Annotated in this window: 13 protein-coding genes and 1 tRNA gene; 5 read left to right on the top strand and 9 right to left on the bottom strand. The window is 58.0% G+C overall.

The window, feature by feature from the left end; translation table 11 throughout:
• Window positions 1–157: 157 nt before the first annotated feature.
• On the bottom strand, window positions 158–1147 hold the full coding sequence (gene mgrA / locus CYR55_RS15995) for an L-glyceraldehyde 3-phosphate reductase (protein ID WP_101817363.1): 990 nt from the start codon (window positions 1145–1147) through the stop codon (window positions 158–160).
• A gap of 300 nt (window positions 1148–1447) precedes the next feature.
• Here mgrA and CYR55_RS16000 point away from each other — a divergent pair, with 300 nt between their 5' ends.
• The 3 genes from CYR55_RS16000 (at window position 1448) to glk (ending at window position 5310) form a co-directional block, all read left to right on the top strand.
• Window positions 1448–3127, top strand: a complete 1680-nt coding sequence (locus CYR55_RS16000) for an alpha-keto acid decarboxylase family protein (RefSeq protein ID WP_101817364.1) — start codon at window positions 1448–1450, stop codon at window positions 3125–3127.
• 179 nt (window positions 3128–3306) lie between these two features.
• A complete protein-coding gene (locus CYR55_RS16005) occupies window positions 3307–3999 on the top strand; it encodes an aspartate/glutamate racemase family protein (protein ID WP_101817365.1) in 693 nt (230 codons plus the stop codon).
• Window positions 4000–4341: 342 nt separating this feature from the next.
• Window positions 4342–5310: a glucokinase gene (gene glk / locus CYR55_RS16010; RefSeq protein WP_101817366.1), complete on the top strand. Its 969-nt coding sequence runs from the start codon at window positions 4342–4344 to the stop codon at window positions 5308–5310.
• A 77-nt stretch (window positions 5311–5387) separates the two neighbouring features.
• Here glk and CYR55_RS16015 read toward each other — a convergent pair whose 3' ends face one another.
• The 4 genes from CYR55_RS16015 to CYR55_RS16030 all read right to left on the bottom strand — a co-directional run bounded on the left by CYR55_RS16015 (window position 5388) and on the right by CYR55_RS16030 (window position 10588).
• Complete coding sequence (locus CYR55_RS16015) at window positions 5388–6611, bottom strand: L-lactate MFS transporter (RefSeq protein ID WP_101817367.1); 1224 nt, start codon at window positions 6609–6611, stop codon at window positions 5388–5390.
• 164 nt (window positions 6612–6775) lie between these two features.
• Window positions 6776–7510: a LytR/AlgR family response regulator transcription factor gene (locus CYR55_RS16020; RefSeq protein ID WP_101817368.1), complete on the bottom strand. Its 735-nt coding sequence runs from the start codon at window positions 7508–7510 to the stop codon at window positions 6776–6778.
• A 27-nt stretch (window positions 7511–7537) separates the two neighbouring features.
• Entirely contained in the window at window positions 7538–9229 is a 1692-nt protein-coding gene (locus tag CYR55_RS16025) for a sensor histidine kinase (protein WP_101817432.1), read from the bottom strand.
• A 99-nt stretch (window positions 9230–9328) separates the two neighbouring features.
• Window positions 9329–10588, bottom strand: a complete 1260-nt coding sequence (locus CYR55_RS16030) for a DUF1479 domain-containing protein (protein ID WP_101817369.1) — start codon at window positions 10586–10588, stop codon at window positions 9329–9331.
• Window positions 10589–10746: 158 nt separating this feature from the next.
• Between CYR55_RS16030 and CYR55_RS16035 the strand changes: the two genes are divergently transcribed.
• Both CYR55_RS16035 and alaC read left to right on the top strand, forming a co-directional pair.
• On the top strand, window positions 10747–11271 hold the full coding sequence (locus tag CYR55_RS16035; RefSeq protein ID WP_101817370.1) for a GNAT family N-acetyltransferase: 525 nt from the start codon (window positions 10747–10749) through the stop codon (window positions 11269–11271).
• A gap of 211 nt (window positions 11272–11482) precedes the next feature.
• Window positions 11483–12718: an alanine transaminase gene (gene alaC / locus CYR55_RS16040; RefSeq protein ID WP_101817371.1), complete on the top strand. Its 1236-nt coding sequence runs from the start codon at window positions 11483–11485 to the stop codon at window positions 12716–12718.
• Between the two features lie 146 nt (window positions 12719–12864).
• Here the strand turns inward: alaC and CYR55_RS23365 are convergent, their stop codons facing one another.
• The 4 genes from CYR55_RS23365 to CYR55_RS16065 all read right to left on the bottom strand — a co-directional run bounded on the left by CYR55_RS23365 (window position 12865) and on the right by CYR55_RS16065 (window position 17592).
• On the bottom strand, window positions 12865–13251 hold the full coding sequence (locus CYR55_RS23365; RefSeq protein WP_146000994.1) for a hypothetical protein: 387 nt from the start codon (window positions 13249–13251) through the stop codon (window positions 12865–12867).
• A gap of 1308 nt (window positions 13252–14559) precedes the next feature.
• Complete coding sequence (locus CYR55_RS16055; protein ID WP_101817373.1) at window positions 14560–16116, bottom strand: methyl-accepting chemotaxis protein; 1557 nt, start codon at window positions 16114–16116, stop codon at window positions 14560–14562.
• Between the two features lie 341 nt (window positions 16117–16457).
• Window positions 16458–16532 (bottom strand) — tRNA-Arg (locus tag CYR55_RS16060).
• Between the two features lie 115 nt (window positions 16533–16647).
• Window positions 16648–17592: a formate/nitrite transporter family protein gene (locus CYR55_RS16065; protein WP_101817434.1), complete on the bottom strand. Its 945-nt coding sequence runs from the start codon at window positions 17590–17592 to the stop codon at window positions 16648–16650.
• Window positions 17593–17620 lie beyond the last annotated feature (28 nt).

Genomic DNA, 17620 nt, shown 5'->3' on the forward strand with positions numbered 1-17620 from the left:
CACTATCGGATAACAGGTCATTTTGAATCATTTACCAGTCTTAACAGTTTACTGACAAAGGCGGTCAAAATGGAGCAATTATGGAGAAAAAATAACATGGCGGAGGGGGACAGAAAAGGGCCTGCCGGCGGTTAAGGCCGGCAGGTAGGGTAAGCGGTTACATCAGAATTTTTTCGATCTCTTCCAGCTCCTGCGGGCTAAAGTCACGGTTTTGCAGCATGCCCACCGCATCATCAATCTGGCTGGTTTTACTCGCCCCGATCAACACTGAGGTCACGCGATCGCCCCTCAGCGCCCAGGCCAGCGCCATCTGCGAAAGCTTCTGCCCGCGCCGTTGTGCCAGCGCATTCAGCGCCCGCACCTGTGCCAGTTTCTCTTCCGTCAGCTGTTCCGGGTTGAGGAAACGGCTGCCGCTGGCGGCGCGTGAATCTTCCGGAATACCGTGCAGGTAACGGTCGGTCAGCTGGCCGCCGGCCAGCGGCGAAAACGCGATGGAGCCGACACCGTGCTCGGCCAGCGTATCCAGCAGTTGTGCCTCAATCCCGCGTTCATACATAGAGTATTTCGGTTGGTGGATCAGGCAAGGGGTGCCCAATTGATTCAGGATCTCAAACGCCTGGCGCGCGCGCTCCGCCGGGTAGTTTGACAGGCCGATGTACAGCGCCTTGCCCTGGCGCACCAGCAGATCAAGCGCCGCCATGGTCTCTTCCAGCGGCGTGTCGGGATCGGGGCGATGGTGGTAGAAAATGTCCACATACTCCAGCCCCATACGGCGCAGGCTCTGATCAAGGCTTGAAACCAGGTACTTTTTTGATCCCCAGTCACCATAGGGGCCATCCCACATGGTGTACCCGGCTTTGGACGAAATAATCAGCTCATCCCGATAGGGCAGGAAATCCTCTTTCAGAATGCGGCCGAAATTCAGCTCTGCGGAGCCGGGCGGCGGGCCGTAGTTATTGGCCAGGTCAAAATGCGTGATGCCAAGGTCAAACGCACGGCGCAATAGCTGGCGGCTGTTTTCCAGCAGCGTGGTATCGCCAAAATTGTGCCACAGGCCGAGAGAGACGGCGGGCAGCTTCAGGCCGCTGCGGCCGCAACGGCGGTACTCCATACTTTCATAACGTGCCGGGCTGGCGTGGTACACCATAGTATTCCCTTATCAGTGAGAGAAAAGTTGCACTGTAGTGTAGACGGTTACACAACCGGGTGCCGTTGGCAGGATCACAACTTCCCCTGTGCTGCCGGCTTAGACCCCTGTGTCTGCGTAAACCCTGTGTGTCGGCTTAGGTGGCCGGCCATTAACTGCGCTTATCCGGCCCGGCAACGGTACGTTAATGGTGCAGGGCTGTAACGCCCGCTTGCCAGCATTATCACCGGATAAGATTCGCCGCCTCCGGGTCATCGGCAATACTTAATGCTGGATAAAACTGAAAGGGCAGGGTGAGCGATGAGTGAAAAGGTTACGGTGGGTGATTATCTTTTGGCACGGTTGTCTGAGGTAGGGGTTCAGCACCTGTTTGGCGTGCCGGGCGACTACAATCTGCAATTCCTGGATCATGTGATTGATCATCCGGGCATCACCTGGGTTGGCTGTGCCAATGAGCTGAATGCCGCTTATGCGGCAGACGGCTACGCGCGCTGTCGAGGGGCCGGTGCCTTGCTGACCACCTTTGGCGTGGGTGAACTGAGTGCCATTAACGGCACGGCCGGCAGTTATGCGGAATATGTGCCGGTTGTCCATGTGGTGGGCGCGCCGCCGCTCGCTTCCCAGCAACGCGGGGAGTGGCTGCATCACTCGCTGGGCGACGGCGATTTCGGCCATTTTGCCCGCATGGCAGAGGAAGTCACGATCGCGCAGGCGCGCCTGACGGCAGAGAACGCGCAGTCAGAGATTGACCGGGTGATTACCACCGTGCTGCATGAGCGCCGCCCCGGCTACCTGCTGCTGCCGAGTGACGTGGCCGCCGCGCCCCTGGCCGCACCGCCGCTGCCGCTGGCACGGCGTCAGGCCGAATGCTCGCCGGAGGCGCTGGCAGCGTTTACCGCGGCCGCTGATACCTTGCTGAGCCGGGCGGGCAGCGCGGCCATATTAGCTGATTTCCTGGCTGACCGTTTTGGTGTGGGCGATGCGTTGAACCGCTGGCTGGCGGAGTGCGGCTTGCCGCACAGCACGCTGCTGCTGGGCAAAGGCGTCGTGAATGAGCAACACCCGGCCTTTACCGGCACCTACGCCGGGGCCGCCAGTGATGAGCAGGTGCGTGCTACGCTGGAGGGCGCGGACGCAGTGATTACCGTGGGAGTAAAATTCACCGACACCATCACCGCCGGGTTCAGCCAGCAGTTGCCGCTGGAAAAAACCATCAACCTGCAACCGTTCCAGGCACGGGTAGGCGCGCAGGTGTTTAATCAGGTGCCGATGGCAGAAGCGCTGGCCGCATTGCAGCAGGTGGTTGCCCGGCACCGGCCGCGCTGGCGGCGCGTCCCGGTGACGCGGCCCGCGCTGCCGCCTTCAGCGTCCGGCAGGTTTGATCAACCGGCGTTCTGGCAGGCGATACAGGCTTTCCTGCGGCCGGGCGACATCCTGATTGCCGAACAGGGCACCGCCTGCTTTGGCGCGGCCGCGCTCACGCTGCCCGAAGGGTGCCGGATGGTGGTTCAGCCATTGTGGGGGTCGATTGGCTATACGCTGCCGGCGGCGTTTGGCGCACAGGTTGCCCAGCCCGATCGCCGGGTGGTGTTACTGATCGGTGACGGATCGGCCCAACTGACCGCGCAAGAGCTGGGATCAATGATCCGCGATGGCCTGAAGCCGGTGATTTTCATCATCAATAACCAGGGTTACACGGTGGAACGGGCGATCCATGGCCCCCGGCAGCGTTATAACGATATCGCGCAATGGAACTGGACGCACCTGCCGCAGGCGCTGGGTAGCCGCGACGGGCAGGTTATGGCGCTGCAAGCGGCAGATACCGCGCAACTGCATGATGCACTGGCACAGGCCTCGGCAGCGGATAAGCTGGCGCTGATTGAGGTCATCCTGCCGAAAATGGATATTCCGGCCTTGCTGCAGGCCGTGACGCAGGCGATTGAACAGCGTAATAGCGGGAAACATTCCGCCGCAGAATAAAGCGTGTCCGGCCCGGCCGGGGAAACCTTTCCCCAGCCGGGCTAATCAATCGGGAATCCACGTGCTTATTAATAGTTACAACATACTTTTATCTTTAATGACGGCCCCGTTGCCTGCCTCTCGCCGCGTCGCCGAATCTGCGGTAAGGTCAGGGCAGACCATACGCACAGGAAACGCTGATGAAAACACTGGGGCTGATTGGCGGCATGAGCTGGGAATCCACCGTGCCGTACTACCGCATGATCAATGAGCAGGTTAAGCAGCAACTGGGCGGCCTGCATTCCGCGCAACTGGTGCTCTACAGCGTGGATTTCGCCCGTATCGAGCAGTTACAGATGCAGGGCGCCTGGCAGGAGGCGGGGCAGATATTAGGTGATGCCGCTGCTGCTTTGCGCCGCGCCGGGGCGGAGGTGATCGTGCTCTGTACCAACACCATGCACAAGGTCGCGGAGGATATTGAGCGCATTGGCGGCCTGCCGCTGCTGCATATAGCGGATACCACCGCGCAGGCGGTGCAGCAACAGGGCATCCGCCGTGTGGCGCTGCTCGGCACCCGCTTTACCATGGAACAGGATTTCTACAAAGGGCGGCTGGCGCAACAGTTTGGCATGGAGGTCATCGTGCCGGACGAGGCAGACCGCGACACCGTTCACCGCATCATCTATGACGAACTCTGCCTCGGGATTATCCGTGAAGCGTCGCGCGACGCTTACCGCCGCATCATGCACCGGCTGGAAAGCCAGGGCGCGGGCGGCATCATCCTGGGCTGTACCGAAATCGCGTTGCTGGTGGGGCCGCAGGATGCCCAGGTACCGGTTTTTGACACCACCGCCCTGCACGCTGCCGCGGCTGCCCGTTTCGCGCTGGCGTAATGGCTGGGATGCCTGCGCCTGGGTTCCACCCACAAAAGGATGTCGTAAATTCCTAATTATCGCTGCAATCGCCACAAGCCTGATCCATTGTCACCGAAGCAGTATAGGATAGGCGGTCAACGGGCTGGAGCAGCCCCTGTGCACGTGATAAAACCCGGAAAATGCCGGGCAGCGTGCCGGCAAAGTGGTGACACTTTCGCCCGTAAACGAAAGTAGAAACTTATTTTTGTGATCGAGATCACTAAAAAGCCGGAGGCTGACCCCCCGGCATTGTTGTTTTGCAGGGGTAAATTTACAGTGTGCGCAGCTAATAACATTCCTTTTCGTGGAGAAGCATCCTCAATGAACAAATATTCCCTGGTGGGCGATGTGGGAGGCACCAATGCCCGTCTGGCGCTATGTGCACTGGAGACGGGTGAGATCTCACAGGCCAAGACCTTTTCCGGCCTGGAGTTTGAGAGCCTGGAGGCCGTGGTCCGCCATTATCTGGCAGAACATCCGGAAGCGGTGGTAGAGGATGGCTGCATCGCCATTGCCTGCCCGATTACCGGTGACTGGGTCGCGATGACCAACCACACCTGGGCGTTCTCTATTGCGGAGATGAAACAGAACCTGGGGTTCAGCCACCTCGAAATCATCAATGACTTTACCGCGGTATCGATGGCGATCCCGATGCTCGGTGAGCAGGATGTACTGCAATTCGGCGGTAAAAAAGCGCAGCACGGCAAACCTATCGCCATCTACGGCGCGGGTACCGGGCTTGGCGTTGCGCATCTGGTGCATGCCGGCAACCGCTGGCTGAGCCTGCCGGGCGAGGGTGGCCATGTGGATTTCGCGCCGAACAGCGTGGAAGAAGACATCATCCTCGAGCAGCTGCGCACCGAGCTGGGCCACGTTTCCGCTGAGCGCGTGCTCTCCGGGCCGGGGCTGGTGAACCTCTACCGTGCGATCGTCAAAGCTGACGAACGCCTGCCGGAGAACCTGCAACCGAAAGACGTCACTGAGCGTGCGCTGGAAGACACCTGCATCGACTGCCGCCGCGCCCTGTCCCTGTTCTGCGTGATCATGGGCCGTTTTGGCGGCAACCTGGCGCTGAACCTCGGCACCTTTGGCGGTGTGTACATCGCCGGCGGTATTGTGCCGCGTTTCCTGGAGTTCTTTAAGGCGTCCGGTTTCCGTGCCGCGTTTGAAGACAAAGGGCGGTTCAAAGATTACCTGGTCGATATCCCGGTTTATATGATCACCCATGAGCAACCGGGCCTGCTGGGTGCCGGTGCGCACCTGCGCCAGTCGCTGGGCGTGATCCTGTAAGCGGGTTTGCCCCATAAAAAAGCAGAGCCGGGTGGCTCTGCTTTTTTTACGCCCGCTGTTTCTGTCAGGTTTTTTTGTCAGGCATGCTGACGGGCATGCAGGGCGGCAGCGGAGCCGGTGGTGTCGCCCAGCGGCGGCTTGATCATCAGGGTGATCAGCAAAGAGAGCACTGACATCGCGCCAATCACCAGGAAGGTGGTGTGGAAGCCGCCGAAGTGCGCCGCAACAAAGGAGCCAGCCAGCGCGCCCAGGCCAAAGCCCTGATACACCAGTCCGTAGTTTTTGCTGTGGTTACGCAGGCCGAAGAAGTCACCGACAATCGCCGGGAACACGGTGATATTGCCGCCGAAGCAGAAGGCGATGGCCCCCACGCAGATAAAGAACAGCGAAGAGGTGAGCGACATAAAGCTCAGCGTCGCCACCGCCAGCGTAGTCACCAGCAGGGTGAAACTGATCACCCGCATCCGGCCAACCTTATCTGACAGCGCCCCGAGGATGATCCGCCCGGCGGTGTTGAAAATAGCAATCGCCGAGACGGTATTGGCCGCCGTCGCCAGGTCCATCCCTGCCAGCTGCACCCCGATGTCTTTCACAATCCCAATCAGGTACAGCCCGCTCATACAGGCGGTGAAGAAAATCAGGAACAGCAGGTAGGCTTCCTTGGTTCTCAGCATCTGTGCGACGCTGAAATCGGGCTTCCCGGTTTGCGCCTGCTGGGCAGAGGCCGCCGGAACCTTTTTCTCTTTCAGCAGCAGGGAGCCGGCAGCGATCAGCGCCGTCACAATCACGCCCCAGTAAAGGAACGCCTGTGACACACCCGCCTGCGCAATCAGCGCCGCATTCACATATTTAAACAGCAGGCTGCCGGTGCCGAAGGCGCCCACCGACACACCGGAGATAAGCCCTTTGCGTTCCGGGAACCACTTAATCAGGTTGGAGAGGGTGGTGATGTAGGCGGTGCCGTCGGCGAAGCCAACCACCACACCGGCCAGCAGGTAGAACTGGGTGAGCGAGGTGGCATACGCGCTGGCGATAAGCCCGCAGCCCAGCAGCAGGCCGGCCAGCAGCGTCAGGCGGCGGATGCCGAGGCGCTCCTGTAGCCGCCCGGCAAACAGCGTGGCGATGGCAAGGGAGAAACTGGTGATGGAAAAGGTGGTAGCCACATCGCCCAGCGCCCAGTGGAATTTCTCCACCAGAGGCTGGTTAAACAGGCTCCAGGTGTAAATGGTGCCCAGCCCCATCTGCACGATGATAGTACCCATGACGATCAACCCGCGACTTACCGGTTTACTGCTGTTCATTCCGGCCTCCTGATACGCACACATGGCCCGCTGGGCCAAATTTTACAGGCCGGAAGCACTCAGGTGAGGGGATCCGGCCCGCCCACTGAAGCCAGTATACGGGCGGCTTTCCAGCCATAGTTCGAATCGGGAATGAGATGCCGCCAGGGCGGAATGAAATGCACTCAGATGCGCATCAGTTGCCGGAATTCTTTGACCTTGCTGCGGCTTACCGGCACTTCAAAGGGTAAATCACTGAGCCGCAGGATGTAGGTGTTATTGAACCACGGCACAATTTCGCGGATTTTCGCCAGGTTCACACAGTAGGAGCGGTGGCAGCGGAAAAAGAACTCATCCGGCAGGCGGCTGCAAAATTCCGTGATATTCATCGGCATGGTGAACGCCTCCCGCCGGGTATAGACCAGCGTCACCTTCTCCTGCGCGGCGGCGTAGTAGATGTCATTGATGTCCGTGACGATGATGCGCTCATCTTTGATCAGGTTGATGCTGTGGCTGTGGCGCGCCGGTACCGGCTGGTCACCGCCTGCCTGCCGGTCACGGCGGAAATGCGCCTCCAGCTTTTGCAGCATGGTGACGATGCGCGCCTCATGGTAAGGCTTGAGGATGTAGTCAAAGGCCTCGATCTCAAACGCCTCGGCGGCGTGCTCTTTGTAGGCAGTGATGAAAATAATGTAAGGCCGGTGGGCAAATTTGCTGATGTTCTGCGCCAGCAGCACCCCGTCCAGCGACGGGATATTGATGTCGAGGAAAATGGCATCCACCTGGTGGTGTTGCAGGTATTTCAGCACATCCAGCCCGTCGTCGAAGCTGCCCTCCAGCTGGATGCTGCTGTGGGCGTTAATCAGGTATTTCAGCTCCTCCTGAGCCAGGAACTCGTCCTCAACAATAATGGCTTTCACGATCTCTCCCCAGCAAAAAGCCTGGCATCAGGCCAGCGCGGCGTGGTGCTTGCCGCCGTCTTTGGTAATAAAGAACGCGATCTCCGTGCCCGGCTCCAGCCGGCGGATCTGCAACCCTTCGCCATACAGCAGCGACACGCGGTGGTGGACGTTCAGCAACCCGATTTTATTGCCCGGCATCTCATTGCGCGCCACCCGGTCGATGGTCTCCTGATTGATGCCGTGGCCGGTGTCCTGCACCGCCACGCAGATGCGCTCGCCCACGTGTTTCACGCTGATCGATACCACCCCTTTGCCGCGGCAGGGCTGGATGCCGTGCACAATCGCGTTCTCCACCAGCGGCTGGATCAGCAGGCTCGGGATCGGCACCGCGATCTCCTCATCCACGTCATACAGCACCGTGAGTTTGCTGCCGAAGCGCGCCTGCTCAATGGCGATGTAATCCTGCACCTGATGCAGCTCCTTGCGCAGGTCGATCAGCTCGTCGTTCAGCTCGAGGTTGTAACGCAGGTAGCGCGACAGGTTAATGATCAGCTGGCGGGCGGTGTCCGGGTTGATGCGGATCGAGGAGGAGATGGCGTTCAGCGCGTTAAACAGGAAGTGCGGGTTAATTTTGCTTTGCAGCGCCCGCATCTCCGCTTTGTTGGCCATCTCCCGTAATTGTTCAGTGCGGGAGACCTCCATCTGGGTTGAGATCATCTGCGACAGCCCGACCGCCATCACCTTCAGCGAATAGGTGATCTTGTGGGCGCGGCAGTAGTAGATCTTCAGCGAGCCGGTGACTTCCCCTTTTTCCCATAGCGGAATGATGATCAGCGAGTGGATCTGCGGCGTGCGGTGCATCTCATCGTTGTTCTTGATGGTGATCTTGCCGCGCCGCAGCGTCTCTTTGGTCATCTCGCTGATGATCTCATGGCCGATGTTGTACTGCTCCGCGCCGGTGCCGACATAGGCGAGGATATTTTTCGTGTCGGTGATCGCCACCGCATCGGCTTTGATATCAAGGCGGATAATGTCGCAAATGGTGGTCAGCGAGGCGTGGTTGATATTGCGGAAATAGGGCAGGGTCTTGTTGGCGATGTCCAGCGCCAGCCGGGCCTGGCGGGCGGCGATCACCTCTTTTTCATCCTCCACGCTCTGCACCAGCAGCACAATCAGCCCGATGCAGGTGGCGCCGAGGATCATCGGCACGGCAATTTTTGAGACAATCTCCAGCCCCAGCGACAGCGGCTGCGCCCACACCACCACCAGCAGCATGGTGAGCGATTCACAGGCCATCCCGGCGGCAATCCCCACCGACCAGCGTTTCTCCTTCAGCACCCGCTGGTGGATAATGCCGGAGAGCACCCCGGCAATCACGCTGGTGATAAGGCATGGGATGGCGGTAATGCCATGCATATCAATCGCGTAGCGATGTACCCCGGCAATCACCCCGGTAATGATGCCGACCCACGGCCCGAACAGGATGCCGCCGGACATCACGGCGATCACCCGCACGTTGACCAGCGAACCTTCCACATTGATGCCGGAATAGGTGCTGAACAGCGCAAACAGGGAGAAGATGGCGGTCACCGCCGCCAGTTCACGCGGCGTGTGCTGCTCTTTTTGCAACAGCTGGCGGAACGGGCGGGTACGGGTCAGGAAGAACAGGCAGATCAACATCAGCGCGGCGCGGTCAAACACCGCCAGCAGCATCTCAAACACCGAATTTTCGAACATCACATGCACAACAGGCATCCTGTGCCATATCACGGGCTTTCACTATAAAGAAAAGCCACCGGGGGTACCAGCACCGGTGGCCTTAGCGTTTACAGGGAATTAACAGGTAAGCGACGCGTCGATCCCCATTTGCGCCCGCCCGGCCGGGGTGAGATCGTCAGCCGTGGCGCGGCCGGTGAAATCGACCTCAAAATCATCGGCGGCAAAATCGGGCGGTGAGCGGCCGTCGAGGAAACTCGCCGCCTGTTTCGGCAGATAGGCGGCATTTTTCTCACACCACGGCGCAGCGGCGATATACATCACATTGCTGTCAAACTCGCCGTTGTGCTCATTTTCCACCGCGTGGATTACGTCACAGTGCCAGAACACCGTGTCGCCCGGCTCAAGATCGGGGATAGGTGAAACCGCTTCCAGCAACAGCGGGTGCCACTGCTCAGAGATCGACAGCGCGCGGCCCGGCGCGGCATCACACAGGTTGTCCTCCGGCACATCGTCCTGCAAGGCCCGCAACAGCACATAAGCCATGGCATTGGCGATCGGGATCAGGTTCAGCGTCCCGGCGTGGGTGCGTTGCGGCGTCAGCGCCGTCCAGCCCTGGAAGGTACGGAACATCGAGCAGACCGCCGGGGAGGGGAACTCACGCACCTCCGGCCGCCCTTCTGCGGCAAACGGGTTATAGTCGCGCCAGTTCCCGGCGAACACATGGCGGTAGACATGGCGGAAATTCTCATCCAGCCAGCGCTCCAGCGATCCGCCGTCCACATGCGGTGACAGCCCCAGCGACGAGGAGCGCGGCGGGCGGCGGCGGGTACGGTCAGCGTAACTCACCACCCGGTCAGGGTCGAAATGCTGTTTCCCGTGACTTTCCGACTCCCACAACCGGTTCAGGAACACCTGCACCGCTTTCATCCGCGCATCCTGGCGCGCCTCCACCTGCGGCTGCGACCAGTAGATACCGTAAATCTGCGGCTTGCTGGCGGCCAGCGTGCCGAAATAGTTGTCTTCTGCGGCGTTTTTCAACCGCTCAACAAAGTTGTTGCCCTCCAGATAGTCGCCGATCATCTGGTTCCAGCGCTGCGCTTTTTCCCGCGGGAATACCCCACGGATGGCGCAGGCACCGCGCTGGCGGATCAGCGCTTTCTGCTGCTCACTGACGCGGCCCTGCAAAATATCGTCGGCGTCCAATTGCGGTACCGGGTTTTCGCCGCGCGCCAGTTCGTCACGGATGGCGGCGACCTGTTGGCGGATTTCCTGCTCAACTTCCTGAAAAACCTGCGTGTAATCAGGCAGATCGCGGCGAAGCTGTTGTTTGACTTTTCGGATGGCATCGGGAATGTTATCAAGGGTCAGGGCGGCCATAAGCTGATCTCCAGGGTAGGGGGTGACAGGCAGAGTTGTTTTGTTTGTGTAGTACAACTGTTAACCATTATGAGCCGCATTATAACGAAAGAAAAGGGATGTACTTTCAAATGAAAGTTCCTCTTTTTCATATGAAGTAAATTTCCCAGGAGATGACGATGCACCTGATGACCCCCAGGCTCACCTTGCAGACCATGACGGAAGCGGACTGGCCGCTGTTTCTGCGATTGCAACAAGACCCGCGTGTGATGGCGTTCGTGGCGGACCCGCGCAGTGAAGCGGCGATCCGCGCCCAGTTTGAGGCGCGGCTACCGGCCTGGGATAAAACCAGCCACCACTGGCTCTGCCTGGTAATCCGCGAAAAAGCGCGTGGGGCAGCACTGGGCGTCACCGGTTTTCTGCCGGAGTGGGAGCCGTTCCGCCAGGCCGAAATGGGGTACATGATGCTGCCGGAGGCGCAGGGGCAGGGGTACGCCAGCGAGGCGCTGGCCGCGGTGTGCGACTTTGCGTTTGATACCTGTGGCTTCCATCGCCTGAAAGCGCTGGTGGTCGAAGGCAACCGGGCATCACGCCGGGTGCTGGAAAAGTGCGACTTTGAGTGGGAAGGCACCTTGCGGGACAACTACCAACTGGCCGGAGAGTGGGAAAGTGACTGGCTGCTGGCGCGGGTCAACCGTGCTTAATAGCGGGGGATTCGGCACAGGAAAGGGGTTTATCAGGGCCTGATCAAAAAAAAGATCGATAAAAAATTTTTATAGATAAGTGACGTAAATGTAAAAAATAAGTTGCAGTTATCTCGACAGCTGCTTTTCGCTGCGATAAGGTCATCTTTCGACCGTAACGCGGTCAACGTCGCTCGGACGGTCCGGGCGCTAACGTGACATTGAGGACACCATGGCTGAACCCCGTGCATTACGCCGTTTTACCCGCATTGAACGTCTCCCCCCGTATGTGTTTAATATCACTGCCGAACTGAAAATGGCCGCCCGTCGCCGCGGTGAAGACATCATTGACTTCAGCATGGGCAACCCGGATGGCCCCACGCCGCCGCATATTGTGGAAAAGCTCTGCACCGTCGCCCAGCGTGAGGATACCCACGGCTACTCCACCTCACGCGGCATCCCGCGCCTGCGCCGCGCCATTTCCCGCTGGTACGCTGACCGCTACCAGGTGGAGATTGACCCGGAAAGCGAAGCGATTGTGACCATCGGCTCGAAAGAGGGACTGGCGCACCTGATGCTGGCGACGCTGGACCACGGCGACACCGTGCTGGTGCCGAACCCCAGCTACCCGATCCATATCTACGGGGCGGTGATTGCCGGGGCGCAGGTGCGCTCCGTGCCGCTGGCGGAAGGCGTCGATTTCTTCGCCGAGCTGGAAAAGGCGATCCGTGAGTCGATTCCCCGGCCAAAAATGATGATTCTGGGCTTCCCGTCCAACCCGACCGCGCAGTGCGTGGAGCTGGATTTCTTTGAGCGGGTGGTGGCGCTGGCGAAGCAGTATGACGTGCTGGTGGTGCATGACCTGGCCTACGCTGACATCGTGTATGATGGCTGGAAAGCGCCGTCTATCATGCAGGTGCCGGGCGCGAAAGATATCGCGGTGGAATTCTTCACGCTCTCCAAAAGCTACAACATGGCGGGCTGGCGCATCGGCTTTATGGTCGGCAACCCGGAGCTGGTCAGCGCGCTGGCGCGCATCAAAAGCTACCATGACTACGGCACCTTCACCCCATTGCAGGTGGCCGCCATCGCCGCGCTGGAAGGGGATCAGCAGTGCGTGCGCGATATCGCCGAGCAGTACCGCCAGCGGCGCAATGTGTTGGTGAAAGGGCTGCATGAGGCGGGCTGGATGGTGGAAAACCCGAAAGCCTCAATGTACGTCTGGGCGAAAATCCCGGCCGCCTACGCCCACCTTGGGTCGTTGGAGTTTGCCAAAAAATTGCTGGCCGAGGCGAAAGTCTGTGTGTCGCCCGGCATCGGCTTTGGTGACTACGGGGACACCCACGTGCGCTTTGCCCTGATTGAAAACCAGGACCGCATCCGCCAGGCGATACGCGGCCTCAAAGCGATGTTCCGGGCCGATGGCCTGCTGACCACCCCCGCCAAAAGCAACGAGGCGGCCGGTTAAGTCTTCCGGGCAAACAAAAAGGGCGCGAAAGCGCCCTTTTTTTGTGTCGCATCAGCGGCTTACCGCCTGACGGCCTTACTGCATCAGCATTGCAAACGCGCCCAGCCAGACCGCCATCATAAACGACAGACCCATCATTAAATATTTCACTTCGCTACCTCTGAAAACGAATGCCGCCCGCCATCATCCCGGTAACCACGGCGGAACATGGCGCTGGCGAAAACCTGCGTAATAACCCGGCCTGCCCGGTTTTCCGGTGGTGGGGTTAAAACAGGGAGAAGACCAATGCCCAGAACAGAACACAAAAGGTAAAAATGCCAAGCCAGGTTATGCGGCGGCTCATCATAGTGGTTGCCTCGCTGAGAGCAGATATCCCGGATATCGGCCCCGGCAGGGAAAACTTTAGCCACGCAGCCACAAATTTTGGCCTTACTGCCGCTTTTGTGGTTAAAGTGCCGCTTAAGCCCAGTTTTATATATAGGAAAAATATAATTATAGATGTGACTTATAAGTTGATTTAATGGTTTTAACATTTGGATTATGTCTCTACTCATTGTAATGCAACCCATTACCGGTGAAGCAGCACTCATGCTGTGTTAAAAATATTATGAATTTTAATTAAAACTAACGCCTTGAGTGTGTATAAAATAGGGGGCTTAGTGGTGAAGCGCTGTCCAGGAGCAGAATTTCCTGACGATTTATGGCGGAGTTAACCCCACTTGCCAAAATCATGATGAAATTTTTTAATCCTTGCCGTGCTGAAAAAACAACACCGGCGTAGCCGGCAGGCAAAATTCCCAGTTTCTGTTTACGCTTATAAGGTTATCGCCGCAGTTTATCGTGTTGCGGTGTGCTTCTGAATAAGTGTCAACACTTCACCATGGAAAGGCAGCAATTCAGTGAGGCAGTACCGAATGAAGGCAGCAACACCGATAAAATCAATAGCCGGGTATCCACCCTGAAAAAATTGATAACGTGTGGTCGCTGATTAGGGTAGCAATGTCAACACTATAGTCACCGGATGCAGGCTTTACTGCGGGTATTACCGCGTGGCACTTTTTTATGAGTGAGGTACATGAATAATTTTTACTTCATCTGTCAGCATTGTGGAGGTGAAGATTTTGAGTCTTTGGACCAATCTGAAGTTTCCGGTACATCTCCTGTTTATCTGTGTTGTGACTGCGGTCACCAAGTGAATCAAGAGGATATCCATAGGTTTCATTATCTTATCAAAGATGAAAGTATTAGCTGGCTGGTTGAATAGCCGCATTAATCGGTAAAAAGTCGGGTGTTTATAGTGTGTATTCTGTATTCAATGATCCCTTCTCTTTTCTCCGGTTATATCATCTGCTCTTTTCACTTCTCTGTAATCTCCTTTATCTCATTGAGGGTTATTTAAAGGTATTGCCTGCCTTGTATAGCCCTCTGAACATTTCTGGTTTACACCCCCTCACTGCCACGCGGATGCCCGGTAACATTGTTACCGATCGTAATCCTTAGTTATTTTAAGGACGCTTTCGTCCTGGCATAAATCTTATTTTTTAAATCGCCGAAAAACGGCTGGATTAATGCGTTTATTACCGGATTGATCGCTGGAATAAAAATAATTGAGAAATAAAAACGGCAGGAAAACGGCCGGTAATTTCGTGGAAGAATAGCAATATTATTACCCGGCAGGGCATGAAGCAGTAATGGAACCGGTTCCTTAGGGTGTGTCTGCGTAAAATAGCGATTTCGGCAGTTGCCAGGCGTAAAGGTGATGTGGTCACCGGTTTTTTGTAAAGGGGTTTTTCTGAATACCGGGAACCGGCCTGTTACTGCGTGCCGGTTCCCGTGCTGACTCAGGCAGCGGTGGTTTTGAACACAGAGACGGTTTTTGCCAGATGATCGGCCTGCTCTTCCAGTGACACAGCCGCTGCAGCCGCCTGCTCAACCAGGGCCGCATTCTGTTGCGTGACCTCGTCCATCTGCGCCACGGCAATGCTGACATGCTCAATGCCGTTGGCTTGCTCATCCGATGCTGTAAAGATTTCACCCATAATGTCCGAGACACGGCGGATCGCGCTGACAATTTCGCCCATGGTGGCACCGGCGTCTGCGACCAGCCCGGAGCCCTGGGTAACGCGGGTGTTCGAGGCACCAATCAATTGCTTAATCTCTTTGGCTGCATTGGCGCTGCGTTGCGCCAACGCCCGCACCTCACTGGCCACCACGGCGAACCCGCGCCCCTGCTCACCGGCACGGGCGGCTTCCACCGCGGCATTCAGCGCCAGAATGTTGGTCTGGAACGCGATGCTTTCGATGGTGCCGATAATATCCACCACATGTTTGGAGCTTTCCGCAATGGCAGACATGGTGGTGACCACCTGTTGCACCACATCGCCGCCCCGCACCGCCACCTGGGAGGCTTCGGTGGCCAGCGAGCTGGCATGCTGGGCGTTGGCCGTGTTCTGGCGCACGGTGGCGGTGAGCTGTTCCATGCTGGCCGAGGTCTCTTCAAGCGAGGCCGCCTGCTGTTCAGTGCGGCTGGAGAGATCGGTATTGCCGGAGGAGACCTCTTTCGCAGCATTATCAATCAGCGAGGCGGCGGTCTGGATGTCAGACACTACCCGGATCAGCTGCGACTGCATGGTGGCTAAAGCATCCAGCAACATGCCGGTTTCATCACGGGAATCCGCCACCAGCGTTGAGGTCAGATCCCCTTTCGCGATGGCTTGCGCGGCGGCGACGGCCCGGTGCAGCGGGGCGGTGATTGCGCGGGAGAGCAGGTAACCCAGTGCAATGGCAATCCCCAGGCCAAACAGCGCACCCAACGCCAGGGTCAGGGTGGTGTGCGTGCGGGTGGATTGTACCGCCAGTTGGCGTGCGCCAAGCAGTGACTGCTCCTCGCCTGAGATTTCCATAATCACCGCGCGCATGCTGTCCATCTGCGCTTTACCGGTATTGGCGCGGAAGGCCGCAAGGAACGCTTCCGGCGTCATGGCACCGGTGGCCTGCGCCCGGCGGTTATCCAGCAACGTCTGGGCGAAGGAAGTGGTCCACTGCTGTTCCTGTTGCAGTAACTGGTCCAGACGCGCCTGCTGGGCCGGGTTGTCTGAGGTCAATGCTTTGGCTTTATTGAGGTGCTGGGTAAACGCGGCCTGGCCGGTGGTGTAAGGCGCGAGCATGGCGTCATCGCCGCTGAGCGCAAAGCCCCGCAAGCCGGTTTCCATATTGATAAGGCTTTCTACCAGCGCACGGCTTTCGTCGATCACCTGGTAAGTGTGTACGTTCCAGTCATTCGCACTGACAATCCGTGAGAAGTTCATATAAAACGATGCGCAGATAATGATAAGAACCGCAACCACGGCACCAAAGGCGGCGATAAATTTTTGACGGATACTGAAATTCTTGAGCATGATTCATTTACCCACGCGTTAAACGTTTATTGAGTCGGTTACCCTGGAAAAAGGGCAGAAAAACAAATCGGCCGCCGGCGGCAATCCTTTAGGCTGACCGTGAACATTTAGGGGGAGAAAGGGGGCCGGCAGAGGAGAACCGCCCAAAATGCTAACGCAGCGGGAGTAAACACGTGGTGGGTATCAGGTTTTAGCGCTTTTGGCGCGTGTTGAGCATCAGCCTGACCTTCAGCTTACGCACGACGTTACAGCGACTGCGAACGAAAGCGAACGGCGATTACAGCTGGGTGCGGGTTTACTGGGAATTTGCGAACGGCTACGGAGAGTGGCGAACTGTTACATGGTGTCCCCTGCAGGAATCGAACCTGCAACTAGCCCTTAGGAGGGGCTCGTTATATCCATTTAACTAAGGGGACAACCGGGCGGCGTGCTGCCGTCCGGCGGGCATTATACCCATTTTTGCTCTGAGAATAAGCGCCCGGCTGACCGTTTGCCTATTCCCTCGCCAATCCGTGGCGTTACCGTGGCGGCTTAACGGCTCTGCTGCCCGTTTTCCCCGGCTTTCTGCGTCTTTTTCTGCCCGGCTTCCAGGCGCGCTTTGGCTTCGTTGCTCATGTCATTACGGATCTGCGCATGGCTTATCAGCGCGAAAATAAAGGTACCGCCGATGATGTTGCCGGCCAGCGTCGGCAGGGCAAACGGGTAGAAGAACTCCTGCCAGGGGATAGCCCCGGCAAACACCAGGTAGAGAATCTCCACCGACCCCACCACAATGTGCGTCAGGTCACCGATGCCCACCAGGTAAGTCATCAGCACAATCACCCAGAGTTTGGCGGCCCCGGCGGAGGGGAACATCCAGACCATGGTCGCGATCAGCCAGCCGGAGATAATGCCGTTGGCGAACATCTCCGTCGGCGTGTTTTCCATGATCGCCTCGCTGATGCTGATAAAGGCATGGCGTACTGACTCATCGAAAATCGGCATATACAGGAAGGCGAGGGCGGCGCAGGCTGCGCCGAGCACGTTGCCGAGCAGCACCCAGCCCCATAAACGGAACAGCAGGCCAAGGTTTTTCAGCGTGGGTTTATGCATGATCGGCAGCACGGCGGTCACGGTGTTCTCTGTGAACAGCTGCTGGCGCGCCATGATGACGATGATAAAACCAAAGGTGTAACCGAGGTTCTCAATAAAGAAGCGCGCCGGGGTGTCAGGCAGGTGGGCGTGTAAAATCCCCTTTGCCATCAGTGATGCGCCAATCGACAGCCCGGCAGCAATCGCTGACCAGAGCAGCGCCATGCCGTCGCGCTCCAGCTCCTTCTCGCCCTCCATGCGGATCTGCTCATGCACCGCCGCCGCCCGGGACGGCAGCTTCTCCTCATCCACTTCAATGTCGGTGCCGCGATCGCTCTCTTTGCTGTCGACGTTGTGTTCATCCTGCGTGCCCTGTGGGCGTTTTTTATCGGTATGTTGATTCATGGTGATTTCCCAGTGTGGTGAACCATCA

The sequence above is a fragment of the Chimaeribacter californicus genome (assembly GCF_002858675.1).
GTDB lineage: Bacteria > Pseudomonadota > Gammaproteobacteria > Enterobacterales > Enterobacteriaceae > Chimaeribacter > Chimaeribacter californicus.

What these genes read in the sequence shown, in the direction of transcription:
- glk (WP_101817366.1), top strand. Translation starts at nt 4,342, where the DNA reads ATGAACAAATATTCCCTGGTGGGCGATGTGGGAGGCACCAATGCCCGT.
- CYR55_RS16015 (WP_101817367.1), bottom strand. Translation starts at nt 6,611, where the DNA reads ATGAACAGCAGTAAACCGGTAAGTCGCGGGTTGATCGTCATGGGTACT.
- mgrA (WP_101817363.1), bottom strand. Translation starts at nt 1,147, where the DNA reads ATGGTGTACCACGCCAGCCCGGCACGTTATGAAAGTATGGAGTACCGC.
- CYR55_RS16005 (WP_101817365.1), top strand. Translation starts at nt 3,307, where the DNA reads ATGAAAACACTGGGGCTGATTGGCGGCATGAGCTGGGAATCCACCGTG.
- CYR55_RS16030 (WP_101817369.1), bottom strand. Translation starts at nt 10,588, where the DNA reads ATGGCCGCCCTGACCCTTGATAACATTCCCGATGCCATCCGAAAAGTC.
- CYR55_RS23365 (WP_146000994.1), bottom strand. Translation starts at nt 13,251, where the DNA reads ATGTTAAAACCATTAAATCAACTTATAAGTCACATCTATAATTATATT.
- CYR55_RS16065 (WP_101817434.1), bottom strand. Translation starts at nt 17,592, where the DNA reads ATGAATCAACATACCGATAAAAAACGCCCACAGGGCACGCAGGATGAA.
- CYR55_RS16035 (WP_101817370.1), top strand. Translation starts at nt 10,747, where the DNA reads ATGCACCTGATGACCCCCAGGCTCACCTTGCAGACCATGACGGAAGCG.
- CYR55_RS16000 (WP_101817364.1), top strand. Translation starts at nt 1,448, where the DNA reads ATGAGTGAAAAGGTTACGGTGGGTGATTATCTTTTGGCACGGTTGTCT.
- CYR55_RS16025 (WP_101817432.1), bottom strand. Translation starts at nt 9,229, where the DNA reads ATGTTCGAAAATTCGGTGTTTGAGATGCTGCTGGCGGTGTTTGACCGC.
- alaC (WP_101817371.1), top strand. Translation starts at nt 11,483, where the DNA reads ATGGCTGAACCCCGTGCATTACGCCGTTTTACCCGCATTGAACGTCTC.
- CYR55_RS16055 (WP_101817373.1), bottom strand. Translation starts at nt 16,116, where the DNA reads ATGCTCAAGAATTTCAGTATCCGTCAAAAATTTATCGCCGCCTTTGGT.